Below are 18,283 nucleotides of genomic sequence, written 5' to 3'. Positions count from 1 at the left end.
CAATTGAAATGATTATAACACACCCTTATTGTTTTGCACAATTATTTTTTCTTAATTTAGTTACAAAGCACATATTTTGTGCTATATTGAACGAAGAAAATACAAATCGAACTGTTAGGAGGAATTTTTATCAACATGAAACGTACAAGAAACTATCTGACAGCCATTCTTATGATCGTGATCGGTCTTATCTCACTTACCGGCTGTGGTCAGAAGAAAGCTACTGCATACCAGTCGTATGTGAAAAATCTTCTCGATGTCAATTACAAAGGTGATTACACCAACTATATAAAAGAAAACAAAGGAAATGAAACCGACGCACTCGCTATGTATCAGGAATGTCTGTCAAATCTGGCAAATCAGCTGATCTCGCACTACAACCTGAATACAAATAAGTCTGTCGAGGTTACCCAGACTTTCACGACTCTTGCAACTACGATCTATAGTAATGCAAAATATGAAGTCTCTGAAAGTTATAAAGAAAATGGCGATTATTATGTGGATGTAACTATTTATCCGATCGCAGTCTTAGACCAATCCTACGATGAGATCATGTCATATATAGAGGATTTCAACAAGGATGTCAATAATGGCGTATATAACGATGTTAAGAAAGAGGAATACGATAAGAAGTTTGCAAACGGAATCGCCTCCATCCTCACTTCTCATGCAGAGAATCCTGAATATAAAGATGCCGTTGTCGTAAAAGCACTTATCAACGATGATGGCGAATACTATAGTATCGCATCCGACAGCCTCACGGAGATTGATCAGGCGATGGTCGCCACCGAAACCGCCGACGCTACGGAAACCGACACTTCCGAAGAATAAACGAGTGAACGACAACAGCACCAATTTTTATCTTAAAAAAAGAACAATACCCTTTCACTACGCAGAACACTCTCGTTCTATTTCTCACGTAGCGGTACTAAACTCCCACCTAATGGTGGTTCGTTAAGGACCGACGTTCGTAACTGAGACCTTAGCGAGGCTCACCGAGGTTAGTTCGAAGTTATACAGAGTAAAAAAGTCTGCTACATGAAAGATATTGTTCTTTTTTCTATCTAAACATACTACACACTGTTGTCTTTCTGCCTACTGATAAAAATACTTACAGAATAGTTATATGAAAAGGCTTCGTCTGTCAGAAACAAGACGAAGCCCCTTTTGTTTAAATGATCATATCCAGCATTTATTTGTTCGATATCATAAAGCGATACTTTTATTTTGTTTATTTCTCGCGGAATGTGAATTCCTCGTTTGCAAGTTTAAATTTGCTGCCATCGATCAGCATCATGTCTGTGCCGCTGTTGATGATCTTTCCGCCGAGGTAGGTGTGGTTGGTTGATTTGTTATCACGCAGATAATAAACGCCATTGACGTTGATGATATATGCATGACGACGGCTGACGGAATTGTTGTCTGTCACCTGATAATCAACACCCTGTGCCGACTTACCGATACAGAAGATCGGCTTGTCTATCTTGATACGCTCACCGGTTCTGGTTCTAACGATCACAGGTCCCGGTTTGCCCTTTGTTGCATTTGTAAGAACTGTCGTTGATGTTGCATCAGATTCATCATCATCGAATCCGATATCACTTCCGGAATAATCTTTTACTTCCTTCGCCAGCTTAAAGCTTGGAGTTGATACAACAGTTGTCTGCAACGGAGCTTCTGTATTTTCCTCTACAGCTTCTGCCATCTGCGGTCTTACAATGAAATGCTGTTCATCTTCCGGATGAACATTATTATCATTCTTCATATCTGTGATAAACTTATAGAATTCTGACAGATAAAATGATGGATTGTGATCAAAAAACTTGATCAGTTCATATCCACAGTCTGATGCTTTTTTATTTGCAAAATCAAGTTTGTTGATCAGATCTCTGACGAACTTCTCCATATTGCATTTTTCCATCGGTTTATCAATCGGAAGGAATACAAGCTGTACACTCATATCCTCCAGATTCAAATACATATATCCAATATTCAGGATAACCTTTCCCAGTGGCATATCATTCGCCTTCAGATACATCAGCTGGTCTGTTATACTGAACATGATATCTACCAGTTCATCTCTGTGAATCTTCTTGGTGATAAACTGATTCATCGTAATCATGGCCGGAATCGAATATGTAAGTGCTCTCTGTCCATCAATATACTCTTCATGACAAAAGCTGTTGTTTCCTACAAATGATGTATTGTACAGCTCGACTTCATTATGAAGGATCTGGACATCATCTTCAATTTTAAAATATAATTTGTACTCGTCGCACAAATAGGTCTTCTCTGTGCTCATAATAACACCCTCCGCAATTATTCTCCAGCCACTCAAGTCCCCTTTACTCTACCGTAACAGACTTGGCAAGATTACGTGGTTTATCTACATCCAACCCTTTCGCATCCGATGTGTAATATGCGATCAACTGCAAAATAACAGCCGCTGCAAATACAGTAAATAAACTATCCTGCTTAGGTATTCTTATATGCTTATCACATATCTGGGTATCAGTAACTTCATCACCCATACTAATTAGAATAACATATGCTCCCCTGGCTTTTACTTCCCTTATATTTGAAACCATCTTCTCGTAAACAGCCGGCTGAGTCGCTAATGCGATAACCGGTACATTCTCTGTGATCAGAGCAATCGTACCATGTTTTAACTCACCCGCCGCATAAGCCTCCGCATGAACATAGGATATCTCCTTCAACTTCAGAGCCCCCTCCAGTGAAAGAGTATAATCCATGCCCCTTCCGATAAAAAATGCATCCGGAGCCATTTTTATATAATTAGCGACAGTCTTGACCTCATCTGCCTGAAGCAGGGTTTCTTCGATCACCGGAATTGTTCCAAGCAATTTACCGATAAATTCCTTTGCCCGATCTTCTGAATAAATACCTTTTACAAGTCCAAGTCTGCAACCGATTAAATACATTGCTGCCATCTGAACCGAATATGCCTTTGTGCTTGCTACCGCAATCTCCGGTCCGGCATGTGTGTATAACACATAATCACTTTCTCTTGCAATTGTAGAACCCTTTACATTTACAATTGAAATAACCTTTGAACCACATCGTTTTGCCAACCGCATCGCCTCCAGAGTGTCGATCGTCTCGCCAGACTGGGAAGTAACGATAACCAGTGTCTTCTCATTGATCAGTGGTTCTTTATATCGAAATTCCGATGCGATCTCAACATTTACCGGTATACGAAGCTCCGATTCGATCATTGCCTTGCCAACAATTCCTGCATGCATCGCTGTTCCGCATGCGATCACTGTAATGTTTTCGCAATTTCTGAACACCTCATCATCAATTCCGTCCTCTGTAAAATCAGGAAGTGAATTTACAATTCTTGGTGTGATCGTATTTCTCAGAGATTCCGGCTGCTCATAGATCTCCTTTAACATGAAATGCGGAAATCCGCCTTTCTGAGCCGCTGTGATATCCCATGTAATCTCAAGCATCTGTGGTCTTACTTCATTGCCCTTTAAGTCCTCAACCTTGATTCCACCCTCTGTCATTGTCAGAATATGATATTCCGGCACAACAAAATAATCCTTTGAGAATGAAATAATGGCTGTCAGATCGGATGCAATGATAGATCCTTCTTCACTGTGAGCCGCAACCATCGGGCTGACATTTCTCACCGCGTATATAATTCCGGGTCTGTCTGCAAACATGATACATAATGCAAACGATCCTGCAATTATCTTTACAGCTTTCCGAATCGCCGTAATCGGATCACCCTCATACAACGTATCAAGTAAGGCTGCCACAACTTCTGAGTCGGTCTCTGATACAAGCTTATCTGCTAAACCATACTCTCTTATAATATCACTGTAATTCTCAATGATACCGTTATGGATCAATGCAACATTTCCACATCTATGTGGATGCGCATTTGCATCTGTAACACCACCATGTGTTGCCCATCTCGTGTGTCCGATACCGCAGGTTGAAGAATATTCTCCGTCTTTGCATAACTCTCTGAGTTCGCTTACCCTTCCTGCCTTTTTTCTGATCGTCAAAGTGTCATCATCATTCAAAAGTGCAATACCCGCACTATCATAGCCTCGGTACTCCAGCCGTTCCAGTCCATCGATCAGGATGTCCTTCGCCGGCTTTCTTCCTGTAAAACCTATGATTCCACACATATATTCAATTAACTCCTTTCGGCATATGATGCAGTTTGTTCTTTAAGTAACTGTATCACGTTCTTAACGTGACAGTCTTATCTTATAATGCATCATTCAATTATCCGGTCATGCTGTTTTGTTTTGAGATCTCTCCCATATTTGACATACATGTGCGCATCCGGACTCTACGTAGAGGCATCCGCCGAATTTTCGATAACCTCTATCCTCGTTACCCTTCTCAACAGGCTGTACCGACCAAACACGTTTACACCGCGTCTGTCAGCCCTTCGATGCCCGGATAAAAGGGACATGGCGCTAAGATTTCTAAATCTTTCCAAATCTGCTGTCTCCTTGTATAAGCAGACATTAAAATTCTATCATAGACCTACCAATAAATCAACGACTTCATACCTGTAAGCCTGTGATTTATTTTTTTATGCAGCACATACCGGATCACAGCCGATATACCGCAGAACAGCGTTTTTTTGTTCCATTCGCTTTACTCTAAGCGGAACAGAAAATTCTGCTGGTCTTCTACTATATCATCTGCGATCCGTTATGACTTTCTTTTATAAACTAGCTGATAAATGAACCACCCGGCAAGCCCTTCTCCGTTGTAAGCAGAGACAGGTTACCTTCTGCATCTTCCGCACATAAAAGCATACCTTCCGATACAACTCCGGCAAGCTTACATGGCTTCAGATTCACGATCGCAACAACACGCTTTCCAACCATTTCCTCCGGTGTATAGAAGCCTTTGATTCCCGAAACGATCTGTTTTACATTGTTCTCGCCGAATTTTACCTGTGAGCATAACAGTTTTCTGGAATTCTGAACTTCTTCGCAGGCAATGATCTCTCCGATCATCAGCTGCATTTTCTCGAATTCTTCAATGGTGATCTGCTGTTTATTTAATACAGAAGGATCTGCATTCAAAGCAGCGACCTTAGCTTCTGCCTGTTTCATTTTCTTCTTTTCTTCGGAATTCTCTTTTTCTTCCTTCTGCTTCTTTGCTTTCTCGTAGATAGTTTCTTCTACCGGAGGTGCAAACTTGGCAACTTCTGCCATAACTTCCTTTACGTCCAGTCTTGCGAACAGGATCTCAGGAGTTTCTGTTACCTTGTTTCCGGATGGGTAAAGTCCGAATCTTCCAAGCTCTGTTACCTTTCTCTTTGCAGCATTTAACTGGTTCAGGATCTTAACAGAGGTATCCGGCATATATGGCTCCAGAAGGGACGCACCGATCACGATGCTCTCAACCAGATTATATAATACGGTATTCAGACGATCCTGCTTTGTTTCATCTTTTGCAAGTGCCCAAGGCATCGTCTCATCGATATATTTGTTGCATCTCTTGAATAAGGTGAAAATCTCTGAGATCGCATCTGCAACCTTTAACTTATCCATGCATTCTGCGACCTTGATACGGCAGTTTAATACGACATTCTTCAGATCTTCATCTACTTCTTCTGTTACTCCGGTATTCGTAACTACGCCGCCAAAATATTTATTTGACATGGAGATCGTACGATTTACCAGATTTCCGAGTGTATTTGCAAGCTCGGAATTGATTCTTTCTACAACCAACTCCCATGAAATGATTCCGTCATTCTCAAATGGCATCTCATGCAGAACGAAGAAACGGACTGCATCCACACCAAACAGACGGACCATATCATCCGCATACATTACATTTCCCTTGGACTTACTCATCTTACCGTCATTCTGGATCAGCCATGGATGTCCGAAGATCTGCTTTGGAAGCGGTACTCCAAGTGCCATCAGCATGATCGGCCAGTAGATCGTATGGAATCTTAAGATATCCTTTCCGATCAGGTGTAAGTCAGCCGGCCAGTATTTCTTATATAATTCATCATTATTACCGTCTACATCATATCCAAGACCTGTGATATAGTTTGATAATGCATCGATCCATACATAGATTACATGCTTGTCATCGAAATCAACCGGGATGCCCCACTTGAAGGATGTTCTGGATACACACAGATCCTGAAGTCCCGGCTTGATGAAGTTGTTGATCATCTCGTTCTTTCTGGACTCCGGCTGAATAAAATCAGGATTCTGCTCAATGTGCTTCATCAGTCTGTCCTGATATTTGCTGAGTTTGAAGAAATATGCTTCCTCTTTTGCTTCCTGTACCGGTCTTCCGCAGTCCGGGCATTTGCCGTCTACAAGCTGTGAATCTGTAAAGAAAGATTCACATGGAGTACAGTATTTTCCTACATATTCTCCCTTATATATGTCACCCTGATCGTACAGCTTCCTAAAAATCTTCTGAACCTGTCTCTCATGATCTGCATCTGTTGTTCTGATAAATTTGTCGTAAGATGTGTTCATCAGATCCCAGATATCCTTAATCTCGCCTGAAATCTCGTCAACGAATTCCTTTGGAGTCTGCATGTTCTCAAAAGCCTTGTTCTCGATCTTCTGACCATGCTCATCGGTTCCGGTCTGGAATCTTACATCATATCCTGCGAATCTCTTGTACCTTGCAATGCTGTCAGCCAACACGATCTCGTAGGTGTTGCCTATATGAGGTTTACCTGATGCATATGCAATGGCGGTTGTAATATAATACGGTTTTTTTGCCATTTCAAAAACCCTCCTTGATAAAACTACAAACACGAATGAAATGTCTGCGCTATTTTTTCTGGCAATCTTATGTGGCCAGATAACAAAAATTATATGCCTTTTTTGTGCAAATTGTCAACATATTCCATTTGTTTTTATACAGTTTTTTCAACCTTCATCTCTAAATAAAATTATGTCTTTTTTTTCGGATTTCTTTTGTGCTATAGTATGTCCGAACAGTGCGATCATGTAATACCGCACGACACATCTGCGGATCTGCCGTCATCTGTTACTGTTTAAAATTATACTTTTATTATTGAGGTTATTCTGTCATGAGAATTTTTTTAACGAAAACACCTGTTGTTATCACATTTGCGCTCATCTGCTGTGCCTTATGGGGAAGTGCATTTCCCTGCATCAAGATAGGCTACCGTATGTTTGCGGTTGGCGGAAATGATACCGCATCCCAGATCCTGTTCGCCGGCATCCGTTTTCTGCTCGCCGGACTTATGGTTATCCTTATCTGCAGCTTCATATATAAAAAGCCTTTGATCCCACATAGCGGGGCAACGATCAAACGTATCTTTATCCTGTCATTGTTCCAGACTATCCTGCAATATGTCTTCTTTTACGTCGGTCTGGCAAATACGACCGGAAGCAAGGCAGCGATCATTGAAGCGGCAAACGTCTTTCTGGCGATCCTTGTATCGGGTCTGTTATTCAAAATGGAAAAGGTTACATCCAAAAAGATGCTTGGATGTCTGATCGGATTTATCGGAGTTGTTATCATCAATCTGGGAAATGGTGTAGACGCGCATTTCTCTCTCTCCGGAGAAGGCTTCATCCTGTTATCAACAGTGGCTTATGCTTTCTCTTCAGTTATCATCAAATATTTTTCCGATAAGGAGAATCCTGTTCTGCTCAGTGGCTGGCAATTCTTTGTCGGCGGCTTCGTGATGATCCTCTGCGGTCTGACCGGAGGCGGACATATCGCGGGAGGCTCTGCTCCTGCTGTCCTACTTCTGCTCTATATGGCGTTCATCTCGGCCTGCGCCTATACCTTATGGAGTCTGCTGTTAGCACACAATCCGGTATCAAGAATTGCCGTCTTTGGTTTCTCGAATCCGATCTTTGGCGTACTGTTATCAGCTCTGCTTCTGCATGAAACATCTGCCTTAAATATCCGCTGTCTGGTCGCACTTGTTCTTGTCTGCGTAGGCATTATCCTTGCAAATAAAGAAAAAGCCAAGTAAAAAATGCCATATATCATCAAATTCGCCTGATGATATATGGCATTTTATTTTTATAGATTTCTCACAACGCCGAATATCAGCGCTGCTACGATCAGTATATAGATCAGAACCGTATCCACTGTACCAAGCCGATATGTATCTCTTTTTATATAGTTCAAATCTCCCCTGACTATCAGATATATGATACATGGTCCTGCAATGTACAAAAACGGATTATAGGAAAAGGATGTCCGTATCTCTCCTTTTAATAAAGACAGGCATGCTCTGGTTATCCCACAACCGGGGCACTGCCATCCGGTCAGTGTCCGGAATATGCAGGGTACTGCCAGACCGGTCAGTCTGACAAATACCGCATACAGGATTCCTGCTAAAAGAATAATGCTATCCCGATATATAATCTTTCGGACACGATTTTTCTTTTCTTCCATATATGTTTCTTACTGTCCGTTATATGGGTTGTTATTATCATTTCCATTGCTGTATGGATTATTGCCGCTCTGGTTGTAACCACCATACTGTTGGCTCTGATCATAGCCACCATACTGCTGATTCTGGTTGTATCCGCCGTTATATGGCTGCTGATTCTGGTTGTAACCGCCGTACTGCTGGTTCTGATTATAGCCGTTATACTGCTGGTTCTGATATCCACCATTATATGGCTGGCCATATCCGTTCGTGCCGCTGTACTTATTAATCGCATCCTGTGCCAGTGCGTAGTCGATAATTCCAAGTCCAAATAACTGAAGAACTACAAACAGGATACCGCTGTTGCTGGATGGCATACCGCCTCTGCTCTTAATGATATCGACCTTTTCACCCATCTTGTAAGCCCAGTACCATCCATAAATACCACAGGTAACAAGTGTAAGCAGCAGTGCCATTCCGCCACCTGCCAGTTCATTCTCACCCGACATCTCATTTGTATCGTCTGTAATACATACAAACCAGTAAAGTCCATAAATACCACAGGTAACGATCGTCAATAAGATACACATACCAATACTTCTTTGTTTCATACTTTCCTCCTTGCCGATGCTCCTTCCGCATCTCTGATTTCATATAATAAAAAGTATAAAATATTTATAAACTACTGTCAATGAAGTCTGTACCAAAATATTGCTTATTCTGCTATATTTATGCATAATGTACCAGTATCTATCTGTTATCGCCCTGTATGTTTGCAAAATAAATACAAAAAAATTGAAAAAAAATACATATCGTGGTACAATTTGTTTTTCTGTTATTATTTCATTAATAATATTATAAATATGCCCTGCTTTTTCATTTTATGATATACAGATTTATATCATTTTTTCTGTATAATTTATGCATATATGCGAAGCAGTGACGGATACATACTATTTATTTTAAAGAGGTGTCAGATATGAAAAACATGTTAAACTTCAAGGAATTCACAGCAGATGAGCTGATGGATATCCTGAACCTTGCTCTGGATATGAAGAAGAATCCGGAGAAGTACAGCAAATCATTAAAAGGTAAGAAACTTTATACTTTATTTGAAAAGACATCAACCAGAACCTTCCTTTCATTTGCAACCGGCATTACTGAACTAGGTGGTACCTACTACAACCAGTTATGGAAGAATTCCAACTTTGTACTTGGTGAACCTGTTTCCGAGATCAAATATGTCTGCCGTAATGTTGATATCATCATGGCACGTCTGATCAAGAATGAAACCGTTGAATTATTTGGCAAGAATGCAACTGTTCCGTTTATCAACGGCTGCGACAATTCCTACCATCCTTGCCAGATCCTTGCAGATGCCCTCACTATTCTTGAGAAGTTCGGAACGCTGGATGTCAATCTGATGTACATCGGCGCAAAGAACAATGTATTTAACTCCCATGTTGAATTCTTCTCCAAGATGAAGAAAGGTACTTTATACGGACTGACCCCACTTGTAAATGAGACAGCCTGCGGCCCTGATTTCTATGAAGAAGCAAAGAAAAGCGGTCATTACATCGAACTCGATCCTTCTATGTCTATGGAAGAAGCAAAAGAATATGCTAATAAGATGGATGTCCTCTACACGGATACATGGGTAGATATGGAATTCTTTAACAATCCTGCTTACCAGAAGCAGAAGGAAGAAACCCTTGCAAAAATGATGCCTTACCAGTTAAACGGCGACTTCACAAAAGACAGCAAAGCGATCGTATTCCACGATATGCCAATGCATGTCGGCTTCGAGATCTCTCAGGATGTCGTAGACAAGAACCTCGACCATATCCTTGACGAGGCCGAAAACCGCCGTCATGCCGAAAAGGCCGTAATGTACACACTCTTAAATTCATAAAACCATGGAATATAAATAACCGCCTGTGGCATACTGTTATGTAGTAAGCCTATCCACTCTGTGTAACTTCGAACTAACCTCGGCAAAGCCTCGCTAAGGTCTCAGTTACTCGTGTCGGCACTTAGACAGCGTATTTTGCTATCTTATGTGCCGTTACACCGAGGATAGAACGAAAGTGTCTTACGAAATAACATGTATGCTCCAGGCGGTTATCTACATTCCATGGTCTTACCGGAAAAATCGGTTGCATGCCATTCAGGCAGGTGCTATAATCGTGGATAGCAAATTTGTAAGGAGGCTACCATGAAGCATCTTATAGATCCAATGGATTTAAGTATGGAAGAGCTTGATCACATTTTGAATCTTGCTCAGGATATTATTGATCATAAGGAAAAATACAGTGAGTTATGCAAAGGAAAGAAGCTCGCTACTTTATTTTTTGAACCAAGTACAAGAACTCGTTTAAGTTTTGAAGCTGCCATGATGGAATTAGGCGGTAATGTACTTGGTTTTTCTTCTGCCAGTTCATCATCCTCATCTAAGGGTGAAAGCGTTGGTGATACGGTAAAGGTTGTAAGCTGTTATGCAGATATCATAGCTATGCGCCATTTCAAGGAAGGTGCTCCGATGCTTGCATCCATGAAATCCGATGTACCGATCATTAATGCAGGTGACGGTGGACATAACCACCCAACACAGACACTGGCTGATCTTTTAACGATCAAACGTGAAAAAGGAAGACTGGACAACCTTGTGATCGGCTTCTGCGGAGATCTGATGTTTGGACGTACCGTTCATTCTCTGATCAAAGCAATGTCCCGTTATGAAAATATCAGTTTTGTGCTTATTTCACCGGATGAATTAAAAATTCCTGATTATATCCGCACAGAAGTGATCGAGAAGAATAATATACCTTATAAGGAAGTTTCTTCTATGGAGGATGTGATCGGAGAACTGGATATCCTCTATATGACAAGAGTACAGAAAGAACGTTTCTTCAACGAAGCAGATTACATCCGATTAAAGGATACTTACATACTGGATAACAGCAAGATGGCACTTGCCCGTCCGGATATGTGTGTCCTCCATCCGCTGCCACGAGTAAATGAGATTGCTGTTGAAGTAGATGACGATCCAAGAGCATGTTATTTCCGTCAGGTATTAAATGGTAAATATGTCCGTATGGCATTAATTGCCACACTGCTTGGTTTAGCATAGGAGGTACAAACAGATGAACATAGACAGTATTCAAAACGGTATCGTACTTGATCACATTGCCGCAGGCAAGGCACTCCAGATCTATAATGACCTGCATCTCGACAAGCTGGACTGCTCCGTAGCCATTATTAAAAATGTCAAAAGCCAGAAAATGGGTAAAAAGGATATCTTAAAAATAGATCAGGATATCGACATCAACCTTGATGTCCTTGGTTATATCGATCCGGATATCTCGGTTAATATTATCCGCGACGGAAAACTGGTAGAAAAGAAAAATATCGAACTTCCGGAACGTCTGGTAGGCATCAAGAAATGTACCAATCCACGTTGTATTACCTCAACGGAACAGGGTATCCAGCACATATTCAAGCTTACCGACAGAGCACACAGGATTTATCGTTGTATTTACTGCGAAGCAGATAAATAATTTTACTTACTATTTACTTTTTGCAAAAATATGCTATAATCTAGAAGTTATCTGTGCGGTAAAGCATCGAAAAAACTCACCGGCACGATAACCAGACTTTTTAAATATGCTGATTAATATTTAGAGGTGCAATTAGTATGGAACAATATGTGATCAAAGGCGGTCAGCCTCTTGAAGGAGAGGTAACAATTGCAGGTGCAAAAAATGCGGCACTCGGTATTCTTGCTGCTGCTGTTATGACCGACCAGGAAGTTATAATAGAAAATGTACCAAATGTCCGAGATACACGGGTTCTCCTGCAGGCGATCGAAGGTATCGGCGCAAAAGTCCGTTACATAGATGAGCACACGGTTTCTATCTGCGGAGCCTCCATTAATCCGAACAGCGATTTATGTGTAGATGATGAATTTATTCGTAAAATCCGTGCTTCTTATTATCTGTTAGGAGCACTGCTTGGAAAATATAAGCGCTCTCAGGTAGCATTACCCGGCGGCTGCGATATCGGAGCCAGACCGATCAATCTTCATATAAAAGGATTTGAAGCACTTGGTGCACAGGTTGATATTACAAATGGAACTATCTCCACTTATGCCGAAGAACTGATTGGAAGCCATATTTATATGGATGTTGCATCCGTTGGTGCAACGATCAATATTATGATGGCTGCAGTTCTCGCTGAAGGTAAAACCACCATTGAAAACGCAGCAAAAGAACCACATATTGTCGATGTTGCCAACTTCTTAAACAGTATGGGCGCAAATATCAAAGGTGCAGGAACTGATGTCATCCGTATCCGTGGTGTTAAAGAACTTCATGGTACTACTTATTCCATCATTCCGGATCAGATTGAAGCCGGTACATTTATGGTAGCTGCTGCTGCAACAAAAGGAAATGTTCTGATCAAGAATGTCATTCCAAAGCATCTGGAAGCTATCACCTCCAAGTTGAACGAGATCGGTGCTCACGTTATTGAATATGATGATTCTGTAAGAGTCATGTCAGATAAACGTTTGAAGTCTACTAATATCAAGACACTTCCATATCCCGGATTTCCGACTGATATGCAACCACAGATGGCTGTTACACTGGCTCTTTCAAACGGAACAAGCATCGTAACCGAAAGTATATTTGAAAATCGTTTCAAATATGTTGCGGAACTTACAAGAATGGGCGCTCATATCCGTGTGGAAGGCAACACCGCTATTATCGATGGTGTCGAATCCTTCACCGGAGCGAATGTTGCCGCTCCTGATCTCCGAGCCGGCGCTGCCCTTGTGATTGCCGCATTGGTAGCCGATGATTTTTCAGTTGTATCCGATATCAAGTATATCCAGCGCGGATATGAGAAATTCGACGAAAAACTTCAGTGTCTTGGCGCAAAGATTGAAAAAGTAGATACCGAAAAGGACATTCAAAAGTTCAAGTTAAAAATCGGATAATCCGATTACTGATATACCCAAAAATGGATTTTGCTTATATGCAGAATCCATTTTTTTTTACGATTTTTCATAGTTTTTTGAGAAAAAAGGGTTTTGTTTTTTTCAGATTATGGTAAACTGTTTTTCAAGAGCGTTTTCGCGTTCTTTTTATGTTTTGAACCCTGAAGGAGAATACACATGACAAATAAAAAGTCTTATACCGGATCGGGATACACCTGTATGTTTCTGCTTACAGCACTTATTTTCAGTCTCCTGATCTGCTTATTTATAAACAACGGCATGGCCGATGCTGCCGGAAAGGAAGGATATATCTCCGAGGGACGTACAAATGTCTACTTCAGAGAATCCCCCGGCGGAAATCCTGTTCAGGAAAACGGAAGTAACATTATGTTAAATGGGGGGCAGGCATTAAACGTCGTTGACACCTCTAACGGTTCCTGGTATAAGGTTACTCTGGTATATAACGGAACAACTTATACCGGATATGTATCTTCATCATTTATCACCCTCGGGAAAAAAGAAGATTCATCGGATACCGAAGCTACAACAGCAAGTGCCGGCGGTTCCGATTCCGACTTTGAAGCATATCTGACCAAACAGGGCTTCCCGGAAAGCTATAAACCACAGCTTCGTGATCTGCATGCCCTCCATCCAAACTGGACATTCAAAGCTATACAGACCGGATTAGACTGGAACACGGTTATCGACAATGAGATCAACAAAGCAGGCCAGATTAAAAATCTGGTTCAGGGAACCAGCGGAGCCCCTCATTATAACTGGCGTTCTACCACAGTCGGATATAACATCAAGACGGACAAATGGTCCTCTTACGATGGCTCGAACTGGTTTGCTGCTTCAAATGATTTTGTCACTTATTATCTGGATCCACGAACTTACTTATACGAGCGCTTTGTATTTGCATTTGAAAATCTTTCATATGAAGATACCCAGACCAAATCCGGCGTAGAATCGATTCTTTCCGGTACATTTATGTACAAGTCCAAACCATCCGGATACAGTTATACATATTCCGAGTTAATCATCAAAGCCGGGCAGGCAGTCGGTGTCAGCCCATATCATATTGCGTCCCGTATCAAACAAGAGGTAGGTTCATCCCTGAGCTCGGTTACTAACGGAAAACACGCTAAATATCCGGGCATCTATAACTTCTATAATATCGGTGGCTATGACAGTGCCAGCGGTAATGCTGTAACAAATGCTCTGCGCTGGGCAGCGACCAGCGGTTCCTACGGAAGACCATGGAACAATGTCTACAAGTCCATTTATGGTGGCGCACAGTATATCGGCAACAACTACATTTTGAAAAAACAGAATACTTTGTATACACAAAAATTTAACGTTACAAATACATCCAACCTGTTCTCTCATCAATATATGTCAAATGTACAGGCTGTATCATCAGAAGCATCGAAAGTATTTAATGCCTACGCAGGCTCCGGTACCTTAAATGATGCGATCACTTTCAGCATTCCGGTCTATACCGATATGCCGGACACAAACACGGGGAAACCGGCAGACAGCGGCAATCCAAATAATTATCTGAAGTCTCTTACGATCGATAATTATTCACTGACACCGACTTTTGCCATCAACTCAACAAAGAAATATTCCCTGATCGTATCTGAGAACACAACCTCGGTTAAGATCTCCGCCACCCCGGTAAACAGCCATGCTTCTGTATCCGGAACCGGAAAGATCTCCCTGTCAAAGGGAACAAATACAGCTAAAGTTACAGTTACAGCACAAAGTGGTGCAAAACGAACTTATACCATAACTATAGTCCGCGGTAAGTCAACCGGAAACGGAGGATCTGATCCTGAATTTGACGGAGACTACATCATCTCCGGCGAAACAATCAGCGGAGTAGCTCCATCAACTACTGTCTCCTCTTTCCTGTCAACTCTAGGATGCACAAACGGAACGATAAGCATTACAAATGCTTCCGGTAAGGAAAAGACATCCGGTAAGATCGGAACAGGTGACATTGTAAAGATCACAGTATCCGGTAATACAAGCACTTATAATGTTATTATCTTTGGTGATGTAACAGGTGATGGTGTGATCAATGCACTGGATCTGTTAAAGATTCAAAAACATATCATCGGCGCCTCCTCATTAAAGGGTGCATTCCTGCAGGCAGCCAATATCAAACGAAGCGGTGGTCTCTCTGCACTGGATCTGTTAAAGGTTCAGAAATTCCTGATGGGTGCTGCCAAGATTTCACAAAAATAAGCCTTTTACAAGGTTATGATAGGAGATATTACTATGAATAAGCTAAAAAAATGTACAGCGATGATTCTGGTTCTGATCATGGCTCTCAGCTGTTTTGTGTATGGAAACGCGATAAAAGCGCAGGCCGCTTCTACCCAGTTCTCCATTTCCCTTTCATCTTCAAGTGTATCAAAGGGAGGTTCGGTAACAGTAACCGTATCAGTAAGCTGCTCCGAAGCACTGGGTGCATACAGCTATTGCTTGTCCTATGATTCTTCCGTTCTGGAATACACTTCCGGTGACGGATATGGCGGAGGCGGTACAATTTCCTGTGCCGGATACGGTGACGGAAATATCAAATCTGCTTCTAACAGCTTTACATTTTCTGCTATCGCAAGCGGCTCTTCCTATGTAGGTACAGGAAGCTCAGACGTATATACCTGGGGTGAGGAAAGCTGCTCTGTCTCAAATGCCGGTGCTACGATCACTGTAACAGCAGCAGGTAGCGGCAACAACGGTGGAGATTCCACCACTCAGGCTGCAACTACACAAGAACAGGGTTCCACCGAAGCCGGAAGTACCGAAAGCGGAGAATCTACAGAAAGCACCGAAGAAACTTCCGAGGAGACAACCGAAGAAATGTCCGATAATTGTTTCCTTTCATCCCTTCAAATCACACCGGGCGAATTAAAGCCGGAATTTTCAAAGGATGTATATTCATATGAGACAACTGTTCCGGGTGAAACAACAAGTCTTGCCATCAATGCCTTACCGGAAGATTCCAAATCATCTGTATCTATTGACGGAAACGAGAACTTCGAACCGGGCAAGCAGGCACATGTTACGATAAAAGTTACCGCCGAGACAGGCGACACCCACATTTATGATCTTACGGTAAATGTTGAGGAAATCGTTGATACACGGGCTGTTATCAATGTAAACGGAACCGATTATTATTTCTCTCAGGATTATAGCAAGATCAGTGTCCCTGAAGGGTTTGCCCAGTCAAAAGAAAAATTTGATGGCACCGATGTAATCTTATATACTTCTCCTAATGGTCAGATCAAATGTGCATATCTGACGGATAAAGATGGAAAAAACGGAGCATGGTACATCATTGATCTGAATGCAAAAACAGCAGTTCCGTTGATCAATGTGCAGTCTGCATATAAGAATTTTATTATTCTGGAACCATCTGACAACGTAAGCAAGCCGGAAGGTTACAGCTCATTCTCTTATGATTTTGGTGGAAACACCGTTACTGCTTACCATGTAACAGAAAATGATGAAGTTATCTTGGTATATGCTATGAGTCCGGATTCTGACCCAAGCTGGTACAGATACGATACAGTTGAGAAAACATTTGTCCGATATAATGCAGATCCTGTAACGGAAAATCAGGAAGAAGCTGCATCAGACGGTTCATTCTTCGACCAGCATAAGGATAAGGTTCTGACAATCTGCATCATTGTCGTTGTAGTTATGTTCTTCCTTATCATCATCCTTGCATGCATGCTTGTACGTGTGATCCGAAAGGGTCTGCCTGAAGACGATGAGCCGGATGATCCGAACGATCCTGATAAAATGACCGATGAAGATATTGATACTGACGCTATAGACGACGCCGGCGATAATGTCGAATCTAATGCCAACGAAGATATTCATGCAAATACTATTGATAACGCCGGTGATAGTGTTGAGGCAAATGCCACAGATGATGCCGGCGATAGTGTTGAGTCAGATGCCACAGATGATACCGACGATAATATTGAGGCAGATACCACAGATGATGCCGATGATGCAAATGTTGATTCTGAGACATCAGAAAACAGTAGTGTTACCGACGTTGCAGACAACTCAGAAATTGTGGATGACTCTGCTAAGGCAGACACTATAGACGATACTGCGGATTCAGACAGCTCCGAAGATTCCGAACAGCTTGTCTTAAACGAGTCTTCTGACAAGAATTCTATTGAGGCATCTTCGATCCCTGAGATTAAGACCAAAACAGAACCTGCTGAAGCAGATACGACCGATTTACAGGCTACAACAGAGGAAGCGGTTGCTACAGATACCACTGAGGCAGAACAGCCTGAACCGGATGCAAATGCTTCTGTAAAAGAAACAGCCGCTGCTACTCATGATGGAATGACGGAATTAAAAGCAGAACCTGCTACCAAGGCAGAAAACATTACATCTACCAGATTAAGTGCTGGTGCAAAGAAGGAACAGGAATTAACACCGGCAGAAGAGATCGTGAAGAAAGCTGCTCAGTATTCATCTATGAATACCGCAGACCTGTCAGAGGTATTCAACATGGCCGAAGCGATCATCAACCATGAAGATCCTAAGAAGAATGCCGGTTCCTTACAGTTCAAGCCGATCAAGCAGAACGCACCGGAGGATAAAAAGGAAAAATAAGACCTGACCAGAATTGTTATTCTTTATTAAGGTTCCTAATCACGTTTGCCTATTAATTGTTATATTAATAATATCCATTATGTACAATTATTTCATGCAAATATAAAAAAGCCTGTCAAGAGTTTGTAGCTTCTGAATAAGGTTTCATAATCCATAGTGCCGCCGACTGCGTTTCATTCAATTTTGTGCCATGTCGTCGCCGCAAAAGTTTTTATCGCGGCAGAGACATGTGCATATAA

13 protein-coding genes are annotated in these 18,283 nt (G+C 41.7%); 8 read left to right on the top strand and 5 right to left on the bottom strand.

What is annotated here, in order from left to right; translation table 11 throughout:
* The first annotated feature begins 135 nt into the window (after positions 1-135).
* Positions 136-831 (top strand): hypothetical protein, encoded by a 696-nt coding sequence (locus GT641_RS05850; protein WP_008400454.1) that lies wholly within the window; start codon positions 136-138, stop codon positions 829-831.
* Between the two features lie 400 nt (positions 832-1,231).
* Here the strand turns inward: GT641_RS05850 and GT641_RS05845 are convergent, their stop codons facing one another.
* The 3 genes from GT641_RS05845 to metG all read right to left on the bottom strand — a co-directional run bounded on the left by GT641_RS05845 (position 1,232) and on the right by metG (position 6,758).
* The gene (locus GT641_RS05845) at positions 1,232-2,302 is read right to left on the bottom strand and encodes a DUF6382 domain-containing protein (protein WP_044944649.1); all 1,071 of its coding nucleotides are present in this window, start codon (positions 2,300-2,302) and stop codon (positions 1,232-1,234) included.
* Between the two features lie 43 nt (positions 2,303-2,345).
* A complete protein-coding gene (gene glmS / locus GT641_RS05840; RefSeq protein WP_161117038.1) occupies positions 2,346-4,163 on the bottom strand; it encodes a glutamine--fructose-6-phosphate transaminase (isomerizing) in 1,818 nt (605 codons plus the stop codon).
* Positions 4,164-4,721: 558 nt separating this feature from the next.
* Positions 4,722-6,758, bottom strand: coding sequence for a methionine--tRNA ligase (metG, locus tag GT641_RS05835; RefSeq protein ID WP_008400458.1), 2,037 nt, complete (start codon positions 6,756-6,758; stop codon positions 4,722-4,724).
* Positions 6,759-7,069: 311 nt separating this feature from the next.
* Here metG and GT641_RS05830 point away from each other — a divergent pair, with 311 nt between their 5' ends.
* A complete protein-coding gene (locus GT641_RS05830) occupies positions 7,070-7,990 on the top strand; it encodes a DMT family transporter (protein WP_161117037.1) in 921 nt (306 codons plus the stop codon).
* 50 nt (positions 7,991-8,040) lie between these two features.
* Here GT641_RS05830 and GT641_RS05825 read toward each other — a convergent pair whose 3' ends face one another.
* Positions 8,041-8,418 (bottom strand): DUF2752 domain-containing protein, encoded by a 378-nt coding sequence (locus GT641_RS05825; protein ID WP_161117036.1) that lies wholly within the window; start codon positions 8,416-8,418, stop codon positions 8,041-8,043.
* A 9-nt stretch (positions 8,419-8,427) separates the two neighbouring features.
* Entirely contained in the window at positions 8,428-9,006 is a 579-nt protein-coding gene (locus tag GT641_RS05820) for a DUF4234 domain-containing protein (protein WP_117808556.1), read from the bottom strand.
* Positions 9,007-9,374: 368 nt separating this feature from the next.
* Here GT641_RS05820 and GT641_RS05815 point away from each other — a divergent pair, with 368 nt between their 5' ends.
* The 6 genes from GT641_RS05815 to GT641_RS05790 all read left to right on the top strand — a co-directional run bounded on the left by GT641_RS05815 (position 9,375) and on the right by GT641_RS05790 (position 18,044).
* Positions 9,375-10,307: an ornithine carbamoyltransferase gene (locus GT641_RS05815; RefSeq protein WP_161117035.1), complete on the top strand. Its 933-nt coding sequence runs from the start codon at positions 9,375-9,377 to the stop codon at positions 10,305-10,307.
* Between the two features lie 303 nt (positions 10,308-10,610).
* Positions 10,611-11,525: an aspartate carbamoyltransferase gene (pyrB, locus tag GT641_RS05810; protein ID WP_008400466.1), complete on the top strand. Its 915-nt coding sequence runs from the start codon at positions 10,611-10,613 to the stop codon at positions 11,523-11,525.
* 13 nt (positions 11,526-11,538) lie between these two features.
* Entirely contained in the window at positions 11,539-11,952 is a 414-nt protein-coding gene (locus GT641_RS05805; protein ID WP_008400467.1) for an aspartate carbamoyltransferase regulatory subunit, read from the top strand.
* 137 nt (positions 11,953-12,089) lie between these two features.
* The gene (locus GT641_RS05800; protein WP_119963123.1) at positions 12,090-13,391 is read left to right on the top strand and encodes a UDP-N-acetylglucosamine 1-carboxyvinyltransferase; all 1,302 of its coding nucleotides are present in this window, start codon (positions 12,090-12,092) and stop codon (positions 13,389-13,391) included.
* Between the two features lie 177 nt (positions 13,392-13,568).
* A complete protein-coding gene (locus tag GT641_RS05795) occupies positions 13,569-15,644 on the top strand; it encodes a cadherin-like beta sandwich domain-containing protein (protein ID WP_161117034.1) in 2,076 nt (691 codons plus the stop codon).
* Positions 15,645-15,677: 33 nt separating this feature from the next.
* Positions 15,678-18,044, top strand: a complete 2,367-nt coding sequence (locus GT641_RS05790) for a cadherin-like beta sandwich domain-containing protein (protein WP_161117033.1) — start codon at positions 15,678-15,680, stop codon at positions 18,042-18,044.
* Positions 18,045-18,283 lie beyond the last annotated feature (239 nt).

Origin of the sequence: Clostridium sp. BIOML-A1 (assembly GCF_009874105.1) — a bacterium.
Lineage (GTDB): Bacteria > Bacillota > Clostridia > Lachnospirales > Lachnospiraceae > Coprococcus.
Note: the sequence above shows the minus strand (reverse complement) of the source record. Positions and strands in the feature narration are given on the sequence as shown.